The organism is Duganella sp. BJB1802 (assembly GCF_013369445.1).
In the GTDB taxonomy this organism is placed as follows: domain Bacteria; phylum Pseudomonadota; class Gammaproteobacteria; order Burkholderiales; family Burkholderiaceae_D; genus Rugamonas; species Rugamonas vulcania_A.
In genome coordinates, this window is sequence record NZ_JABWEF010000008.1 from 158,387 (window position 1) to 178,070 (window position 19,684).

Sequence of the window (19,684 nt, forward strand, 5' to 3'; positions counted from 1 at the left end):
CCATTTTTTAAAACTCTCTCAAAGTTTCACAATTACTCTTCACTGAGCGCAGTAGAAAATTTAATAGCCCGGTGTTGCACCTTGCCCACGACTTCTGCCCATTGAGGTAATGAAGAAAAATCTTCCCCATGAAGGAGCGCGACACCGCAATATAAAGCCACTTCATAAGTACCGGATATTCCAATTGCACTTGCTCTAGAGGCATTCCGACATATAAAATCATAACGCAATGAAATTGATAAATTATGAAAAATGTCCGGCATCATCTTTTGCAGCTGATCAGCGATTTGATCGGGCTCGCTAGCGTCCAGCATTAAAAATTCCTGCTGCTCCGTCAGGCGAAGCGGTGAAGTGAACATGTCATCTTGCGAGAAGTCGGATGCTATTTTAACCAGAGCTCCCTGCCGATTTAAATACCACCAGCAATCAGCAATGGATAGAAAATCTTGAAGCTGAACATCTGAAAGAACATTTAACATCGCTTCAAGAACACGAGGATCATAATATCGCAATAAGACCTCCATATTCTCCGACACGATGGCATTAAGCCTTATTCTTAATCGCCTTACAACCTCATCTCGCAACAAAGAAGAAGTAAATAATATCATTGATGAAGTATAAGACCCGTGCTCTTCTATCCAACGTCTTAGTCCGCCATGATTCTCTGATGCAACATCCGATAACTTAAACAGAATTGGAGCGACAGACAAAGCACTTTCTTCCTTCGTATCATCGAAGACACTACTATATGGTACCTTTGAGCGATCAAGCATCTTAGCTAGGCCAGGCATTCCCGCATGGTCGACAAGGCAGTAGAATGTGTTCTTTTGGAATTCAAGGCACGAATCGTTGACAAGTTTCCCTAAACTGAAATATAGGCTCATATTATCTCGCAACAAACGGAACTCCAGAGGCGCGCGCTTTGAGCAAACACTCCACACAGATAGACTGAGGCATTAGTGGTAGTGCATATGCGACACTTGTGCTCCCAGAAAAATTCTTCGTTCCAGCGTGAACCGTGAGCTTACCTGGGCACTGCACTGTAATATTCCCACCATCGATGGTGATATTGGCTCCGCCCGCCGTAGACAGCGTAACGCTCTTAGCAGCCGCCCAGTCAACAAACGCATTGGCGCTGACGAGGTTGACCTCGTCCCGCGCCTGCACCTTCAGAGCATCCGCTTGCGCCTGGATATCGACCGCATCCTTGGCGGCGATCATCTGCACACCGATATTGTTGTCTCCCGCCTTGACGGCGCCGCCCAGAACGCCGATGGCCTGCTTGCTTTGCACACGTAGCTGCCCGCCGCTGACGAACTGCGTATCATCGCCGCTCATCAAAGCAATCGTCTCGCCATTGGACATCTGCATCGCCTGCCCCGCCGTCACGCTCAGGCCTGCCTTGCCGCTGACGGCGATAATTGGCGAACTGGCATGCGGCAACTGATCATCACCGGGCGCGGTTTTCTTCTCACCAGCATCTGCCTGAGCTGCGTCCAAGCCGGCGTTGCCTACCATGCCCGACACCGCGGTCAGCAGCGCCTTCAGCGGCGGCGCCTTGTCATCAAGGAGGCTGGCGTTGGGCTTCTCCGCGCCAACGTGCGACGCCAGCGTCACCGTCTCATGCGTCTTGGCCGCGTCGCTGAACGTCTGGCCCAACTGCACCGCCTGCTTCAGCAGCGCGATGCCGGCAGTGTTATCGCCCATCGGCTGGCGCTCGCTGGCGTTGTGGCCGATCGCATAGCTCGACACCAGCAGTCCGCCCGCCGCGCGCACCGCGCCATACGCATCGGTGCGCAGCTCCGCCCCCTGACCGCGCAAACTGCCGCGATAGTTATCAGCGCTGTGGATCAAATGCCCCAGCGTCAGCTCGCTCGCCGCATGCGTCGAGCGCAGTTGGACGCGTCCCTGCGCATCAGTATCGTCGAACAGCAACTGGTTGTAACCGGCCCCGCCGAACTCCTTGCTGCGCAAACCCCACTGCGCCGCCGCGTTGCCGTGCCCGGCCGTGTCGGCGGAAGCCCCGTGCCACAAGGGACTATTGCCCGCCGCCAGATTGCCTTGCGCCGACGGCGCGTGATCACCGGCCGGCTTGAATAGCGAAGCATTGCTGTCCCCAGCCGCCTGTCCTGCCGGCGTCGGCGTCACGCCGCCCTCGCCCTGGCCGTTGTACAAAGCGCCAACGATCACAGGACGGTCGATATCGTTCTCGATGAACTGCACCAGCACCTCCTGCCCCACGCGCGGCAGGAACTGGCTGCCCATGCCGCCGCCTGCCGAACGCTGGGCGACGCGCACCCAGCAGCTGGCATCGCCGCTATCCTGCCAGTGATAGCGGATGCGTACGCGGCCCAGCACGTCGCAATGCAGCTCGTCGGCACCGGCCGGCTGGTCCGATCCATCCGCACCGATGACAATGGCGCTCTGCGTGCCCGATGCAGTCGGCCTTGGATGGTTGCGGCCATCGCTGTCCGGCAGTTGCGGACGCCAGATCACGTCCGAGGCCACCGCTTCGAAGCTATTGGCGTAGCCGGTCTTGCGCGCCTGTTCGATCACCAGCGCGAACTCCTCGTCGCGCTGCGGCGCCAGCTCTTCCAGCAATTCGGGAATGGGACCAAACAGCTCGGCCAAGCCGTGCTGGGCCGGCGACGGCAGGTTGTTGACGCCGACGCTGCTCACGCGCAGCACCGTGTACGCCGGCACGGCATCCCCGTCGGCGAACGCCAGCGGCCCCTGCGTGACATTGACGCGCCGGCCCGCCGCCAGCGTACGCACCGTCGAACGGCCGCGCCACAACTGGCTACGGGCTTCGCCCGCCTGCATCTGCAATTCGGCGTAGTGCTGCGCCTGCCCGCCGCTGGTGTAGGCGTACTGGCCGGGCATGTCGAAGCTTTCCAGCGGCGGCAGTTTCTTGTACTGCTGCCTGGATGGCGCGCTGGCGCCGACGGCTTTCTTGGCCTTGTAATCGTAGCTGAGCAAGGTGGTCAGCGTGACCGAGATGGTCCGCCGCGCCTGCAATGCCTGGATGGTGTCCTGCTGCTCGCCGGCGCGCACGCCGTGGAAACGGATGCCGCCGCCAGCCTCGCTGCTGGCATCCTCGGGCACCGCGCCCAACTGGCTGCTGTCAGCGAACAGCACCATGCACAGGCCGTCATCGGTTTCCTCGAAGCGCCAGGCCAGGCCTTCCTCGGTCAGCAGGCGCAGCACGAAGTCGTAGTCCGACTCGCGGTACTGGCAGCAATAGCTGCGCGCCGACACATCGGCCAGGAAGCTGTCGACCTCTTCGCTCCAGCGCCATTGCGCCAGCGGCTGATAGTGTTCGAAGACCGATTCGACGATCTCGACCACCGTCTTGTCCTGCCAAACGCGGCTGTTGCGCACCTGGCTCAGGCGCCACAGCCACGGCGTCAACCGCAGGCGGAAGCGCGCCAGGCCGCCCTCGCTGCCCAACATGGCCGCCTGCGTGATGTCGCCGCTGAAGGTGGCGCGGCTGCCGTCCGCCAGGCTCACTTCCAGGCTGGCCGGCTTGCCCAGCAACGGCGCCAGCTCAACGTGCGCGTTGGTCGACAGCACGATGATGTCGCGCGCGCCCGTACCCTGCACCATGTCGTCGGCGCAAAAGGCCTCCACCAGCAGGCCGCCCGAACCCAAGTTCTGCATGCAGCTCCTCTATCGGCGCGCCAACGATTGTGCCGTCCAGCTGACAAGCCGTAAGCCAAGCGGCTTCGTCACGCCACCATTCTGTCCGACTCGACAAACTCGGGAAGCAACTGATCCCCCATAGCAAGAGCGAGCGGCAGATTCTCGACCCAGACATATTCCACCTCGGCGGTCTGCTCGGCGACCTTTTTCGGTTTGGTGGAGCTGGTTGGCTCGGTGTCGAGGTCCTTCTCGCGGATACTCTTCCGCATGATGAAGCCTTCCAGTGGATAATAGCTGCGCCGCAGGAGATAGCCGCCGCCTTCGCGCCGGGTGGCGGTCTGCGTGGTGATCACGGGGCTGCGCATGTCGGCGGCATCGGCGTCCGTCATGATGGGGAATGGCGTGTCGTACTTGGATTGCTCGAGCAGGTCCTTCTCTTCATCGGTCAAGGGTTCGTGCTTTTCCTCTTTGGCTTTCGCCGCCTCGATCTTCTGCCCAAGGGCGAAGACTTTGTCCTCGAATTTATTGCGCCACCACATTTTCTTGACGTCCGCCATTAGCTTGCGTTTGTCGAACTCGGTTACCGCGCCGGCGAGATAGAAGCCCGCCAGCGAGTCGTGCACGTAATCGTCGAAGAAACGCATCACCTCCGCCGGCAGCGGCTCAGGTTTATTGAAAATCTCCAAGGCCCACTCTTCCCATGAGTCTAGCGGCGTATATTGCAGAGCCCGGTAGTAGTGCCACTGGTTTATCCGGGACAAATCCCTGGGCGTGTAAGGCGGTGTATCAGCGTCAGTCCTTACGGTGTTTTTGTGCTCTAGCCGCCACCGCACGGCCTCCAGATCGCCGATGAGCATCCTGTTACTGCTTCGCAGGTCTTCTTGCGCTTGTGGACTTGAGGCCTTAAAGCTGGCCGTGCTTTCCAGCGTGGTCAAGCGAGCGGCGCGCCAACGGTAATACAGCTTCATGTGTTCCTTGATGAGATGGCCGTTGTCTCCAAGCTCATCGGTATAAGCGTCCCAGGCGGAGGCGAGTTCGGCACTTACCTGGAAATCGTCTTGATCTGCCAGTTTAAGTTCGCTGAATGGTAGCAGCGGCACGCCAGCTTCACGAGCGGCTTTGAACATATACGCCAACGGAATCTGCGACAACATGGCCGATTGCGCGCCGCGTCCTTTGCCATACTCTCCGGGCGCGTAGCCGCCACCGACATCGGAGTGCACACCGGGGAAATAGACCTCAGTGAATTTGCTGCTTGTGGTCTGTAGTTGTGTGACTGGAAAATTCATGCGTTGTTCGTGCGCGGCGATATAGTGCCTGCCGCCCTTCACACAATCGGGCAAGGGCAGGAGCAGCTTCTTTGCCCATGCCCAATGGCCATCGAAAAAGACGCGTGGTATCGGCGTCGTACGTCCGGCAGAGTCCGACATACCGACTGTGGCCACGACGTCGAATACGCCGAGAAAATCAATACTTGTGGGGATGCCGATCAGCTTGCCATCGCTCAGCAATTCCGAGAGATAGTGACAAAAAGCAGTCGCCTCGGCCCCGCCGCGCGAGAAGCCGAAAACCGATATCGTGAGGGAGGGAATAATCGGTTTAGGTTTATTCGCCAGCTTTGTACTCAAATTTTGAAGATGAGGTTCGAACCAATCGCGGTGCGTTTTGCGATTGTGCTGCTTGTTCTCCGTGTCCCACTCCGTGCGACCTACTTCATTTTCATGGGCTTGGGCTAATCGCCCTGCTTCCTTTGACGAAAACAGAACGCTATCCTCATAGGCTATTCGATAAAGCGAGTTAAGTACTTGAAATAGAGCCCATATAATTCGCGCTTGCCCGCCTTTGGCAAAAGCTTTGCCATCATCAGTTTCAGTTAACTCGCCAATATCCGGGAAGGGCGTCCCCACACCGGCAATATAATATGGGTAATAGCCACTTTCGCCCATATCATTAGGAAATGCTTCAAATAGCCTTGCCACGTTGCTGTGGCTAAATTCCACAGCATCTAGCTGTCTACTTAAAACTGGAGCCTGTTTTTTCGTTTTCGGATCGACAATCACCCCAACGCGCGTTCCATTTTTGTCCCGATACAAGTTGTTATTTGTACCGTCAAAGAATATGCCGACACGTACTGGGATACAGCACGGCGCGTTAGTATCCGGAGAGCAAGATGTCGTGGCAATCGTCGACTGTTCCTTAGATGAAGGCTTCAGAAAGGCGTCCACAGGATATGGCGCCTTTGTGGGAGTGGCTGCAATCATGGCTTTTTTAATTAGAAGAGGGGCCGACAGGCTTAACGACACGGGGAATTGGAAAGTCAGGGGCGCGGGGGCCGTTTCGGCTGATGACAACACGCACTTCGTCATTCGGGAAAAATACCAAATAGATGTCACCGAGTCTCTCGTATTTCTCGATTTCCACCACTTTCTCCTTCACGATATGTTTATGCCCATCAGGCATATCCCATCGAACCGTCACCTTCATACCGGGATACCAAACACCGGGAATAGAGGTGCAACAGATATTGGCGATTCCTTCTCCCCAACCATTCATATTCCCGCCGCCGGCTCCATCCACCGAGGCCGAATAAATATAGTTACCAGTGTGGTTAACGATACCGACCTGAGCAGTAGCCCTATCGCTCGATTGCGCCTGCGACTGGCGCAGCGCGCACCCGGAAATAGCCGCCGTTATGGCAATAGCGAATAGATATGTAAATCGTTTCATTTTTGCTGCTTTCTTTAATTGGTTGTTGTATCAGTTAGGTTCGCTAGGATGGCCAACATGCTGAATTGGGAAATCAGAAGCGCCAGGCCCATCCCGGCTGACGACAACATGCACTTCGTCATTCGGAAGAAAAACCAAGTAGATATCACCCGGCCTTTCGTATTTTTCGACTTCTACAACTTTTTCCTTCACGATATGCTGATGTCCCACTGGCATATCCCAACGTACTAATACCTTCATCCCCGGATGCCACACACGTGGGATTGAAGTGCAGCAGATATTGGCGATGCCCCCCCCAACTTTCCATATTGCCCCCGCCGGCGCCATCAACAGAGGCAGAGTAGATGTAATTGCCAGTGTAGTTAGCAATGCCGACTTGAGCATTGGCGCTATCGCTTGCTCGCGCCTGCGATTGCCGCAGCGCGCATCCTGAGACAGCTAGCGCTAAGACAGTGGCGAATAAGTATATAAATCGTTTCATTTTTAAAGCCCACCAGCCTCAACGTTCCGTCATTCGCCAGAATTCATCAGGCAGCGCGGAGACTTCGTCCTTGTAATCCGCTCCCTGCCGGACTCGCCTCAGCAGATCGGACATGGCCGCGTGCTGCGTAAAATCGTCGGACAGTATCAAGGCCAGCGCGCTGAAGTGCTGTCGCGCTGGAGCGGTGTGAAGCCCGTTGGCACTGGCCACCTGCAGGTGCCGCTCCACACGCGCATGGCACTGAGCCGGACTATCCATCCTGAACAAATCCGGCTGGCTATCATACAGATTCGCCAGCACCCCGTCGGTCTCAGACTTATCCACCAACCTCGCGAAGACTTCGTCGCTGAGCGGCATCTTGTCGAAAGCCGCCGGCGCCGGCACTGTGGCCTCGCCCTGCCAGCTGAGCAAGGCTCCGTCGCGACCAGGCCACCACCAACGCGCCATCGGCGCGAGCAACTGACCGCATTCCGGCTCGGTCAGCGTTTCTAGCAGCGCCGGCAACACGCGCGTGTCACCCCAGCGCACCGGCCACTCAACTGTATCGGGTGTCATGGCGATCAGATAGGGACGCATATGCCGCACCAGCTCATCGGTGTCCAACACGCTGGCCAGGATGCTGAGCATCGGCTTGGCGCCGCAGTCGGCAAACAGCCTGTTCAGCCACGCCAGACGCGCTTCCGCATCCTCGGGCGCGGTTAGCAGATACGGCACCGCCGTGCCCAGTCCCTGCAAGGCGGTGCCGTCGTACAAGGACTGCCGCGGAAATAAACGCGGCGAACGCACCCGGAAAAACTCTTCATCGAAAGCGCCATCGACCAGCGCAAACAGCCGCAATTCGTCCGACGGCGACGCATCGCATAATTGCTGGAATTCCTTCGCGATCTGAACAGACAGAGTGGCTAGGGGCGGATTAGTAGCGAAAAACATAATTCCTCCTCAGCCCGCGCTCGGGGCCATGAATGGACTTCCGGCGCGCAAGGCCGCCAACAAGCATGCCTTGCACACGCTGGTCGGCAGCGCCGGCAGGGAGTAATCGAGCTTCTCCGGCCCGCTAAAGTTCTTCGTGCCGGCATGGACCGTTATCTTGCCAGGGCACTGTACGGTGATATCGCCGCCCGCGATGGTGATATTGGCCCCGCCCGCCGTGGACAGCGTAATGCTCTTGGCCGCCGCCCAGTCGACGAAAGCATTGGCGCTGACCAGGTTGACCTCGTCGCGCGCCTGCACCTTCAGCACATCCGCTTGCGCCTGGATATCAACCGCATCCTTGGCCGCGATCATCTGCACGCCCAGGTTGTTGTCGCCCGGTTTGACCGCGCCGCCCAACACGCCGATGGCCTGCTGGCTGTGTACGCGCAGCTGTCCGCCGCTGACGAACTGCATGTCGTCGCCGCTCATCAAGGAGATCGTCTCGCCATTGGACAACTGCATGGCTTGGCCGGCGGTCACGCTCAGGCCAGCCTTGCCGCTGACGGCGATGATCGGCGAGCTCGCATGCGGCAACTGATCATTACCAGACGCCATTTTCTTCTTACTTGCGTCGGCCTGGGCTGCATCCAGGCTGGCGTTGCCCACCATGCCCGACACGGCGGTCAGCAGCGCCTTCAGCGGCGGTGCCTTGTCATCAAGGAGGCTGGCGTTGGCCTTCTCCGCGCCAACGTGCGACGCCAGCGTTACCGTCTCATGCGTCTTGGCCGCATCGCTGAACGTCTGGCCCAGCTGCACCGCCTGCTTCAGCAGCGCGATGCCAGCCGTGTTATCGCCCATCGGCTGGCGCTCGGTGGCGTTGTGGCCGATCGCATAGCTCGACACCAGCAGTCCGCCCGCCGCGCGCACCGCGCCATACGCATCGGTGCGCAGCTCCGCGCCCTGACCGCGCAAACTGCCGCGATAGTTGTCCGCGCTATGGATCAGATGACCCAACGTCAGCTCGCTGGCCGCATGCGTCGAGCGCAATTGCACTCGCCCCTGCGCATCGGTATCGTCGAACAGCAGCTGGTTGTAGCCTGTCGCACCGAATTCCTTGCTGCGCAACCCCCACTGCGCCGCCGCGTTGCCGTGCCCGGCCGCATCGGCGGAAGCCCCGTGCCACAAGGGACTATTGCCCGCCGCCAGATTGCCCTGCGCCGACGGCGCATGATCGCCGGCCGGATTGAACACCGAAGCCTTGCTGTCCCCAGCCGCCTGTCCTGCCGGCGTGGGCGCAACGCCGCCTTCACCCTGGCCGTTGTACAAGGCGCCAACGATGACCGGCCGGTCGATATCGTTCTCGATGAACTGCACCAGCACCTCCTGCCCCACGCGCGGCAGGAACTGGCTGCCCATGCCGCCGCCCGCCGAACGCTGGGCGACGCGCACCCAGCAACTTGCATCGCCGCTGTCCTGCCAGTGATAGCGGATGCGTACGCGGCCCAGCACGTCGCAATGCAGCTCGTCGGCACCGGCCGGCTGGTCCGATCCATCCGCACCGATGACGATGGCGCTCTGCGTGCCCGATGCAGTCGGCCTTGGATGGTTGCGGCCATCGCTGTCCGGCAGTTGCGGACGCCAGATCACGTCCGAGGCCACCGCTTCGAAGCTATTGGCGTAGCCGGTCTTGCGCGCCTGTTCGATCACCAGCGCGAACTCCTCGTCGCGCCGCGGCGCCAACTCTTCCAGCAATTCGGGAATGGGACCAAACAGCTCGGCCAAGCCGTGCTGCGCCGGCGACGGCAGGTTGTTGACGCCGACGCTGCTCACGCGCAGCACCGTGTACGCCGGCACGGCATCCCCATCGGCGGACGCCAGCGGCCCCTGCGTGACATTGACGCGCCGGCCCGCCGCCAGCGTACGCACCGTCGAACGGCCGCGCCACAACTGGCTGCGGGCTTCGCGCGCCTGCATCTGCAATTCGGCGTAGTGCTGGGCCTGTCCGCTGCTGGTGTAGGCGTACTGGCCTGGCATGTCGAAGCTTTCCAGCGGCGGCAGTTTCTTGTACTGCTGCCTGGATGGCGCGCTGGCGCCGACGGCTTTCTTGGCCTTGTAATCGTAGCTGAGCAAGGTGGTCAGCGTGACCGAGATGGTCCGCCGCGCCTGCAATGCCTGGATGGTGTCCTGCTGCTCGCCGGCGCGCACGCCGTGGAAACGGATGCCGCCGCCAGCCTCGCTGCTGGCATCCTCGGGCACCGCGCCCAACTGGCTGCTGTCGGCGAACAGCACCATGCACAGGCCGTCGTCGGTTTCCTCGAAGCGCCAGGCCAGGCCTTCCTCGGTCAGCAGGCGCAGCACGAAGTCGTAGTCCGACTCGCGGTACTGGCAGCAATAGCTGCGCGCCGACACATCGGCCAGGAAGCTGTCGACCTCTTCGCTCCAGCGCCATTGCGCCAGCGGCTGATAATGTTCGAAGACCGATTCGACGATCTCGACCACCGTCTTGTCCTGCCAAACGCGGCTGTTGCGCACCTGGCTCAGGCGCCACAACCACGGCGTCAACCGCAGGCGGAAGCGCGCCAGGCCGCCCTCGCTGCCCAGCATGGCCGCCTGCGTGATGTCGCCGCTGAAGGTAGCGCGGCTGCCGTCCGCCAGACTCACTTCCAGGCTGGCCGGCCTGCCCAGCAACGGCGCCAGCTCGACGTGCGCGTTGGTCGACAGCACGATGATGTCGCGCGCGCCCGTACCCTGCACCATGTCGTCGGCGCAAAACGCCTCCACCAGCAGGCCGCCCGAACCCAGGTCCGCATCGTCGTCGCCCAGCTTCAGCGCGTACAGGCGCGTCGCACTGGAGAACTGCGCCAGCGCGGCGGTGATTTTCTCAAGCAACGCGATACTCATGAGTTCGACGCGGTCTTGGCGGCCGGGGCGGCCTTACATTCCGGCTCTTTCTTGGCATCGGCCGCGCACAGGCGGGCCCGGCACTGCTCTTCGCCGGCGGCGTTGTACTGCTTGCAGGTCTTGAGCTGGTCGGCAGGCGTGCTGGTCTTCTTGACCGGCCCACGCGTCTGCAGATGCGCCATCAACGCGGTGATCAGCGTGACGTCGCTGTCCTGCTTGCCCTTCTCCTTCTCCTTGGCCGGCGCCTTTTGCGCCAGCTTGGCATTGTCCGGCTTGCGCTCAAGCTTGTGCTCGGCCTTGCGCTCGGGTTTGTGTTCCGCCTTGGCGATGTGCTGCGGCTTCGCCTGCGGCCGCTCCAGTGCTTGCTTGAGCTCGTCGCGGCCGGATGCCGGCTTGGCCGGCGCGGTCAGCATTTCCTTCAGCGACGGCAGCTTGCCTTCCGCCGCCGGGCTGGAAGGGGCCGCTTCTTCCAGGATCGCGGCGGTCGATACGTCGGACTCGGCCGGGCCGGGCGGCGCAGCAGCCACCGGCGCGGCAGTGGCTGCCGGAGCAGCCGCCACCGCCGGCGGCAAGCTGTCCTCGTCAGGCGTATTACTCATCCAGACCAGCGTGCCGCCGACGACGGCCAGCACGCCGGCGCCCGCCGCGCCCCATACCAGCAAGCCGGAGCGCTTACCGGCAGGCTTGCCGGCGGCCTTGGCCGGCCCAGCCGCGGTCGGCTTGCTGTCGAGCGTGCTCAATATGCGCTGGCGCTCGGCTTCCGCCTGCTGTTCCGATGAAAGAAGACTGGGCCTGCCCCCTTTCGAAGGGCGATCGTCTTGACGTTGCAAAATGTACTCCTTGTTAATTTCGCATTACTTTACGCGATTCAAGAAAAACACGACGCATATTACAAACTCAACCGTGCGCGCCCCGAAAATACGTCGTTTCACAGGGAGATTTCAATCGTGCGCTGGATTGTCATAACTGTAAGATATACTCAAAGCAATGCTTTAAGGATACTAATGATGCAACGTTCTGCTGGAGAGATGCTGTCGTGCTGATACTGGCCATCGCACTCTATTTCGTCCTGGCCTGCCTGATCAGCTGGATGGTGCTGTTTCCGGCCGGGCGAGAATTCGTGCTCAACGCGCTGGCGGGCGCGAGCCAGCGGTTGCAGCAGCGGGTCGGCCGCATCGCCCAGCGCCGCCAGCAGGAAGCGAGCGCCCTGGGCCGCAGCGGACGCGCCTCGGCCGGCGAAGTCGGCGCCTTCCTGCGGCAACACTATGTATTGTGCCTGGGCGGTACCGCGCTGATCTGCATTCCGCCGCTGCTGGCGCTGCTGATGAGCACCAAGAACACGCTGAGCGGCTTCGAGACCTCGACCAGGGAAGTCAACACCCAGGTCGCCGATCTGCTGCAGGGCGAGCAGCTGGTGCCGCCGCCGCCGTTGCCGCCGCTGGTGTTCGCGTCGGCCGAAGTGGCGCTGGAACGGCCGATGCTGGTATCGGCCAGCCGCGACTGGGCATTGATGGACGCGGCCTACGCGCAACGGCTGCTGATGGCCTTCAAGATCATGAAGGAAAAGCACGGCTACGACATGGCGATCCTGGAAGGCTACCGCAGCCCGGAACGCCAGAACGCGCTGGCCGCGATGGGACCGAACGTCACCAACGCGGCGGCGTTCCAGAGCTGGCACCAATACGGCCTGGCCGCCGACTGCGCCTTCCTGCGCGACGGCAAGCTGGTGATCTCCGAAAAAGATCCGTGGGCCATGCGCGGCTACCAGCTCTACGGCGAAGTGGCCGAGTCGCTGGGCCTGACCTGGGGCGGACGTTGGAAGATGATGGATTTCGGGCATACGGAACTGCGCATGCCCGGTGTGATGAGACGATAAGGTACGGGCGAAGATGGCGGCATGGCTTAAAAATTTGATGACAATGATGCTGGCGTTTGGCGCCAGCTGGCTCGGCGCGGTCTGGTTCTGGCGCTCGAACAACCGCGTGCCGGCCACCGACGACCTGGTGCTGTACCTGCTGGTGCTGCCCCTGGCGTTGCTGGCCGCGTTCTGGCTGGGACGGAAAATCTACAACGGCATCAGCGCTCCCGCCGCCGCCGCGACATCCACCGTCGCCGCGCAATCCGAGGCGCCGGCCGCGCCGGCGCGCGGTCCAACGCTGTCGCTGGTGGCCGCCGCCGTGCGCGCGCCGCATGGCGCCTCACCCGCTGAACTGAGCGCCACACTGGCCGAAAACAAGGCCCGTCCCGCGCTGGACCCGGAACTCAACGACGCCTACGGCTACCCCGTCATGAGCGCCCGCATCGCCGACATCGACGCCGACGCCACCCGCACCGAGATGTCGGACTGGCTGGCGGCGAACCACACGGCGCCCCACTTCAGCGACGAGCAATGGCGCGCACTCAGCGCCGGCAGCGAAGTGGTCGTCGAATTGAGCGCCTATCTTGGCGCCCATCCGCTGCTGGAGCTCCACGCCGGACAGGTGGCCCGCCGCGAGCCCCTGTCGCTGCCGATGCTGCAACTGCAGCCGGTATGGCAGGCCGACTGGCAGCCGGAGCACCGCCAGGCCGCCGCACTCTGGTTCCGCCACCTGGTGACTCAATCCGGCTGGCCCGAAGACCGCATCACCGTCGCCCCCGAACGCGGCGCCCTGGGCACCGAAGTCGGTACCGTGCTGGCGCGGCTGCTGTCGAACGAACCGCCGGCGCTCGCCATGATCGTCACCTGCGGTTCGCACCTCGGCGCCGGCAGCGTCGAAAGGCTGGAGAACGGCGGCGCGCTATTCAACGCCAACCAGCCGCAAGGCCAGATCCCCGGCGAGGGCGCGGCCGGCCTGCTGCTGACCGACGCCCTCCAGGCGACGCTGCTGGGGACCGGAGGCGAGCAGCCCCAATTGCTGGCCGTGAGCGGCGGACGCCGGCCCCATTCCGCCGACGAATCCAAGCGCGCCAACGCCGAACTTCTGCAGGAACTCAGCGCCAAGGCGCTGCAAGGCGCGGGCCGCGAAGCATCGGCCATCGCCTTGATCAGCGCCGACTCCGACCACCGCACCAGCCGCGTCATGGAGCTGATGGGCGTCGCGTCGGAAGCGACTCCGCAACTCGATCCCGGCGTCGACATCTTCAGCGTCGGCGCCAGCTGCGGCAACTGCGGCGCCGTCACCTGGCTGACCGCGCTGGCCGTGGCGCGGCAGGAAGCGGAAAGCCGCAAAGCCGTCATCCTCTGCATCAGTAACCTGGACCCGTTCCGGCGCGACGTCGCCGTCATCGGTCCCGCCGCAGCCGTACCTGTTTGATTTTCCCGATTTTTCCTAGAGCCCCAATCATGATGCAAAAAACCTGGCAATTCCTGACGTCCCGCAACAGCCTGATTGTGATCGGCTGGGTGGCCTTCGCCGCCTGTTTGCTGATCGCGTCCGCCATCTTCGAATGGCCGGCCAGCGTCGCCTGGACCGTGCTGGCGATCGCACTGCTGTTCGGCGCCATCGTCTGGCTGTGGCGCCGCCGGCGCAAGCAGCGCGCCGCCGCCCAACTGGGCGACATGCTGGAACAGCAGGTCAACAAAGCCCCCGCCAAGACCGACCCGGCCCAGCGCCAGGAAACGGACGTGATCCGCAAGCGCCTGCTGGACGCCATCGCCACCATCAAGGGCTCGAAAATCGGCCAGTTCTCCGGCAACGCCGCGCTGTACGAGCTGCCGTGGTATATGGTCATCGGTAATCCGGCTGCCGGCAAGAGCACGGCGATCGCCAGCTCCGGCCTGCAGTTCCCGTTCGCCGACACCAAGATCGTGCAAGGCGTGGGCGGCACCCGCAATTGCGACTGGTTCTTCACCACCGACGGCATCCTGCTCGATACGGCCGGCCGCTACTCGGTGGTCGACGAGGACCGAGGCGAGTGGTTCGGCTTCCTCGACCTGCTGAAAAAATACCGCAAGAAAGCGCCGATCAATGGCGTCATCATCGCCGTCAGCGTCGCCGAGCTGACGCGCAACCGGCCGGAATTCGCCATCAACCTGGCCAAGAACCTGCGCCAGCGCGTGCAGGAGCTGACCGAGCGCCTCGAAGTCCACGCGCCGGTGTACGTGGTCTTCACCAAGGCCGACCTGATCACCGGCTTCAACGAATTCTTCCAGGACTCCGAACGCGGCGAGCGCGATAAGATCTGGGGCGCCACCCTGCCCTACAGCCAGTCCACCACCAGCGAGCAGATACTCGACCAGTTCGACGCCCGCTTCGATGAACTGTACGATGGCCTGAAAGACCTGAGCCAGGCCAACATGGCCCTGCAATGGCGCGAGCGCATGCCGTCCGGCGTGTTCACCTTCCCGCTGGAATTCAGCTCGATCAAACCGTCGCTGCGCGCCTTCATCGCCACGCTGTTCGAGGAGAACCCGTTCCAGTTCAAGCCCGTATTCCGCGGCTTCTATTTCACCAGCGCTCTGCAGGAAGGCGAATCCGTCTCCGCCTCCTCGCACCGCGTGGCGCAGCGCTTCGACCTGAAACTGCAGCCGCAGGAACACGAGGAAACCCACCAGCAGCAGGGCTACTTCCTGCTTAACCTGTTCCGCAAAGTGATCTTCGCGGACAAGGACCTTGTCGCGCAATACGCCAGCCCCGCCAAGACGCGCATGCGCTACGTCGCCTTCTTCGCCGCCACCGCCTTCGTCGGCCTGGCGCTGGCCGGCTGGAGCTGGTCCTACATGAACAACCGCCAGCTGGTCGCCAACGTGCAGGCGGACCTGGACCAGGCCATCAAGGTGCAGCAGAACCGCATGGACCTGCAATCGCGCTTCCAGGCGCTGGAGATCCTGCAGGACCGCATCGAGCAGCTGGACAGCTATCGCGAACACCGCCCGCTGTCGCTGGGCCTTGGCCTGTACCAGGGCGACCTGCTCGACCGCAAGCTGCGCGAGGAATACTTCGCCGGCGTGCGCGAGGTGATGCTCAAGCCAGTCGGCCAGTCGCTGGAAGCCTTCCTCGGGGAAGTCAACAGCGGCGCGGCGCAGCTGCAGCCGATGTCCAAGCCGGTGACGGCTGCGGCAGCCGGCGCGCCAGCCGCCGACGCCACCGCCGCCGCACCGGTCAACAACGGCGCCACGCAGTTCAAGGACTCGTCGCCTGCCAACGCGGAAGACGCCTACAACGCGCTGAAAACCTACCTGATGTTGAGCGACAAGTCGCGCGCCGAAGCCGGCCACCTGAACGACCAGCTGACCCGCTTCTGGCGCGTCTGGCTGGACGGGAACCGTGGCGCCATGCCGCGCGAGCAGATGATACGCAGCGCCGAGCGCATGATCTCCTTCTACCTTGCGCAGATCAACGACACCTCCTGGCCGCAGATCGATGGCAAACTGGCGCTGGTCGACCAGACCCGCGACAACCTGCGCCGCGTGGTGCGCGGCATGCCCGCGCGTGAACGCGTCTACGCCGACGTCAAGGCCCGCGCCGCAACCCGCTTCCCGTCGATGACGGTCGCCCGCATCGTCGGCGAGCAGGACAAGGAACTGGTACTGGGCAGCTACGCCATTCCGGGCAGCTTCACCCACCAGGCGTGGGAGGGCTTCGTACAGGACGCCTTCCGCGACGCGGCCAACCGCGAAATGCAAAGCGCCGACTGGGTGCTGAAAACCTCGTCCAAGGACGACCTGACATTGGAAGGCAGCCCGGAACAGATCCAGAAGTCGCTGGTTGAGCTGTACAAGAACGACTACGCCAAGGAATGGGAGAAGTTCGTGCAGGGCGTAACCATCCGCGACCTGCAGACCTTCGAGAACGCCGCCGCCGCGATGAACCGCCTGGGCGATCCGCAAACCTCGCCGCTGAACAAGCTGGTGACGACCGTCTACGAGCAAACCTCGTGGGACAATCCGTCGCTGCTGGACGCCGGCCTGCAACGCGCACAACGCGGCGTCACCGGCTGGTTCCGCGAAACCATCCTGCGCCAGAAGCCGTCGCAGATCAACATCAACGTCGCCAGCACCGGCAGCACGCCGAACGCGCCGCTGCCGCTGGGCCCCGTCGGACGCGAGTTCTCCGGCGTGGCGCGCCTGGTCGTCGCCAAGGACAGGGACACGTCGCTGATGCGTGGCTACGTCGAACAGATGTCCAAGCTGCGCACCCGCTTCAACCAGATCAAGAACCAGGGCGACCCGGGCCCCGGCGCCAAGCAGCTGATGCAGCAGACGCTGGACGGCACCGGCTCCGAACTGGCCGACGCCCTCAAATACGTCGATGAACAAATGCTGATCGGGATGACCGATGCGCAGAAACTGGCGATCCGCCCTATCCTCGTGCGTCCGCTGATGCAGACCTTCGCCGTCATCGTCAAGCCGACCGAAGCCGAAATCGACAAGGTCTGGGCCGCGCAGGTGCTGCAACCGTTCAGCAAGAACCTGGCGCTGAAGTATCCATTCGCGACCGAATCGCGGGCGGAAGCCAGCAACGCCGAAATCGGCGAGATCTTCGGCCCGGACGGCGCCATCGCCAAATTCTTCAACACCACCATAGGCCCGCTGGTCGTGCGCCGTGGCGACTCGCTGAGCGCCAAGACCTGGGCCGACATGGGCGTCAACCTGGCGCCGCCGGTGGTGGCGGCCTTCCCGAACTGGATCGCACCGCTGTCGGCGGCCGGTGTCGCCAACACCGCCGCATCCAGCGGTGGCGAGGCGCAAACCAAGTTCGATCTGCAGGCGCTGGGCGCCACCGGCGCCACCGAGTTCACCATCGAAATCGACGGCCAGTCGCTGCGCTGGCGCGGCCAACCGCAGCCGTGGGTGCACATGGCCTGGCCGAATCCGCAGGGCGTGCCCGGCTCGAAGATCACCGCCATCACACCTGAAGGCCGCAACGTCGTGCTGCTCAACGAGCCTGGCCATTTCGGCCTGAAGAAAATGATCGACGCCGCCAACCGCAAACGCAAGGACAATGGCGCATTTGAACTGAGCTGGGACAACGCCGGCGTGGTCGTCACCGCTAACCTGAAAATCGTGGCCACCGAACAGGCGCCCGCACCGCAGCCCGTGCAGGCCGCACAAGGCTTCAAGCGCCTGCGCCTGCCGGAGTCGATCATCGCCACGGCGCCGGCGCCCGTTTCCGCACCGGCTGCGCCAAGCGCGCCATCGGCGCCGGCACCGGCGCCCGCCCCGGCGGGCACGGTCGCGCCCAAACCTGCGGCGCCGCCGACACGCACCGCGGCGGCGGCCACCATGGGAGCCGCTCAATGAGCCGGGGCGTTACTCCGATCAGCGTCGGCTACTTCGGCAAGATTCCAACCCGGGGCGATTTCGTCAAGGGCAGCGACAGCCCGGCCCTGATCAAGGTGCTGGACGACTGGCTGTCGCACGCGATGGACCTGCTAAGCACAGACGCCCGCTGGAAGCTGAACTACGACGCCGCCGCACCGCTGCATTTCGCCTTCGTCGGTCCACGCCGCCGGCACGCCATCGCCGGCCACATCGTCGCCAGCAGCGACCAGTCCAGCCGCCGCTATCCCTTCCTGATGATGGGATCGATGGAGGTCAGCGAACCCACGGCGTTCGTGGAGAACGCGCCGCTGGTGCTGACACGCATGTGGAACCGCCTTGAAGCGCTGACCGCCGGCGTGCGCGAAGCCAGCGACCCGACACTGCCGCTGCAAAGCGCCGCCAACCACATGATCGAACTCGATCTGCGCGCGGCCGCCTACGATGCGGCCTTCGAGGACTTCCTCGAACTGCAAACCGTGGGCGCGCTCGACGCGATGCTGGCGCAGACCGGCTTCAAAGGCACTGCGCGGCAAATCCTGCTGGCGCTGGGTATGCTGCTGCAACCGGTCATGGCCAGCAGCTCCAGCCGCCTGGAAAAGAGCCTGCTGCTGCCGCTGCCGACCGATCCGATGTACCGCAACCTGGTCGCGGCGTTCTGGATGCACCTGATTACGCCGTTCCTGGCGCGCGCCGATTTCGAGCTGGCGCTGTTCGTCACCCGTATCGACCAGAGGCCGGCGATGATCGTGGGCTTCAGCGGCGCGTCGGCTCAAACGCTGCGCGCCATCGTCGATCCGCAAGCCGGATTCGATCATCACATCGACTTCGAACAACTGGATTGGGTGGAGGAGCAGATCGATTCCGACTACGGCATCAAGAAGCTGTCCACCTACCTGGCGCAAGCCAACCTGTCACTCAAGTCCGCGCTGGATTCCGTCGGCGCGGCGTTTATCGGAACCTGATCATGCGCTCTAACAAATTGATAGCCAACGCCCTGCTGACCGCCCTGTGCGCGCTCGGCGCCGCCGGCGCCGGTGCCCAGAACCCCGGCCTGGCGCCCGCCGCGCCCGAACCGGGCCAGGTGCTGGCCAGCGGCACCGTGCCGGACGAAGGCAGCAAGGCCGCTGTTCTAGCCAAGCTGCGCGAAGTTTACGGCGCCGACAAGGTGGTCGACCAGATCGCCATCGGGCCGGTCGCCATGCCGGCCAACTGGAACGGCTACGTACAAAAACTGATCACCCCGGACCTGAAGCAGATCAGCCGCGGCCAGCTCAAGATCGACGGCAGCAATGTCAGCCTGCGCGGCGAGGTCGCCAACGAAGCGCAGCGCCAGCGCATCGCCAGCAATGTCGCCACCAGCCTCAATCCGACCTACACCGTCAACAACGGCCTGCGCGTATCGGCCGCCGACCAGAGCATCCTCGATAGCACGCTGGCCAACCGCACCGTGGAATTCGAAAGCGGCAAGGCCACGTTGACGCCGGCCGGCAAGGCCATCCTGGACGAGATGCTGGCCGCGCTGCTCAAGCTCAAAGGGCGCAAGGTCGAGATCATCGGCCACACCGACAGCGCCGGCCTGCGCGCCACCAACCTTGGCCTGAGCCAGGCGCGCGCGGAGACCGTCAAGGCCTACTTCTCAAGCCACGGCCTGAATGGCGACCTGCTGACCGCCAGCGGCCAAGGCCCCGACCGCCCAATCGCCAGCAACGACAGCGCGGATGGACGCGCACGCAACCGCCGCATCGAGTTCCGAATGGCCCAATAATCAAAAAGAGGAC

The 19,684-nt window shown here is 62.8% G+C and carries 13 protein-coding genes; 5 read left to right on the top strand and 8 right to left on the bottom strand.

Going from position 1 to position 19,684, the window contains the following annotated elements:
- Window positions 1–32: 32 nt before the first annotated feature.
- The 8 genes from HUX88_RS14695 to HUX88_RS14730 all read right to left on the bottom strand — a co-directional run bounded on the left by HUX88_RS14695 (window position 33) and on the right by HUX88_RS14730 (window position 11,493).
- Entirely contained in the window at window positions 33–884 is an 852-nt protein-coding gene (locus HUX88_RS14695; protein ID WP_176362255.1) for a DUF4123 domain-containing protein, read from the bottom strand.
- Window position 885: 1 nt separating this feature from the next.
- Entirely contained in the window at window positions 886–3,660 is a 2,775-nt protein-coding gene (locus HUX88_RS14700; RefSeq protein WP_176362256.1) for a type VI secretion system Vgr family protein, read from the bottom strand.
- A gap of 68 nt (window positions 3,661–3,728) precedes the next feature.
- Entirely contained in the window at window positions 3,729–5,903 is a 2,175-nt protein-coding gene (locus HUX88_RS14705) for a DUF2235 domain-containing protein (RefSeq protein ID WP_229219357.1), read from the bottom strand.
- Between the two features lie 7 nt (window positions 5,904–5,910).
- On the bottom strand, window positions 5,911–6,369 hold the full coding sequence (locus tag HUX88_RS14710) for a DUF3304 domain-containing protein (protein WP_176362257.1): 459 nt from the start codon (window positions 6,367–6,369) through the stop codon (window positions 5,911–5,913).
- Between the two features lie 30 nt (window positions 6,370–6,399).
- Complete coding sequence (locus HUX88_RS14715; protein WP_176362258.1) at window positions 6,400–6,753, bottom strand: DUF3304 domain-containing protein; 354 nt, start codon at window positions 6,751–6,753, stop codon at window positions 6,400–6,402.
- Between the two features lie 115 nt (window positions 6,754–6,868).
- Window positions 6,869–7,780, bottom strand: coding sequence for a DUF4123 domain-containing protein (locus HUX88_RS14720; protein ID WP_176362259.1), 912 nt, complete (start codon window positions 7,778–7,780; stop codon window positions 6,869–6,871).
- A gap of 9 nt (window positions 7,781–7,789) precedes the next feature.
- On the bottom strand, window positions 7,790–10,663 hold the full coding sequence (locus tag HUX88_RS14725) for a type VI secretion system Vgr family protein (protein ID WP_176362260.1): 2,874 nt from the start codon (window positions 10,661–10,663) through the stop codon (window positions 7,790–7,792).
- Complete coding sequence (locus HUX88_RS14730; protein ID WP_176362261.1) at window positions 10,660–11,493, bottom strand: hypothetical protein; 834 nt, start codon at window positions 11,491–11,493, stop codon at window positions 10,660–10,662. Before HUX88_RS14730 ends, HUX88_RS14725 begins: the two co-directional genes overlap by 4 nt.
- A gap of 206 nt (window positions 11,494–11,699) precedes the next feature.
- Between HUX88_RS14730 and HUX88_RS14735 the strand changes: the two genes are divergently transcribed.
- Genes HUX88_RS14735 through HUX88_RS14755 form a run of 5 tightly spaced genes read left to right on the top strand, consistent with a single transcriptional unit; the run spans window position 11,700 to window position 19,671 of the window.
- Complete coding sequence (locus tag HUX88_RS14735; protein ID WP_176362262.1) at window positions 11,700–12,539, top strand: M15 family metallopeptidase; 840 nt, start codon at window positions 11,700–11,702, stop codon at window positions 12,537–12,539.
- Between the two features lie 43 nt (window positions 12,540–12,582).
- Window positions 12,583–13,956, top strand: coding sequence for a hypothetical protein (locus HUX88_RS14740; protein WP_229219358.1), 1,374 nt, complete (start codon window positions 12,583–12,585; stop codon window positions 13,954–13,956).
- A 32-nt stretch (window positions 13,957–13,988) separates the two neighbouring features.
- A complete protein-coding gene (tssM, locus tag HUX88_RS14745) occupies window positions 13,989–17,885 on the top strand; it encodes a type VI secretion system membrane subunit TssM (RefSeq protein WP_229219367.1) in 3,897 nt (1,298 codons plus the stop codon).
- Window positions 17,882–18,868 (top strand): type VI secretion system-associated protein TagF, encoded by a 987-nt coding sequence (tagF, locus tag HUX88_RS14750; RefSeq protein WP_117010926.1) that lies wholly within the window; start codon window positions 17,882–17,884, stop codon window positions 18,866–18,868. The genes tssM and tagF overlap by 4 nt, the downstream gene beginning before the upstream one ends.
- Before the next feature lie 2 nt (window positions 18,869–18,870).
- Complete coding sequence (locus HUX88_RS14755) at window positions 18,871–19,671, top strand: OmpA family protein (protein ID WP_117010928.1); 801 nt, start codon at window positions 18,871–18,873, stop codon at window positions 19,669–19,671.
- The last annotated feature ends 13 nt before the right edge of the window (window positions 19,672–19,684 follow it).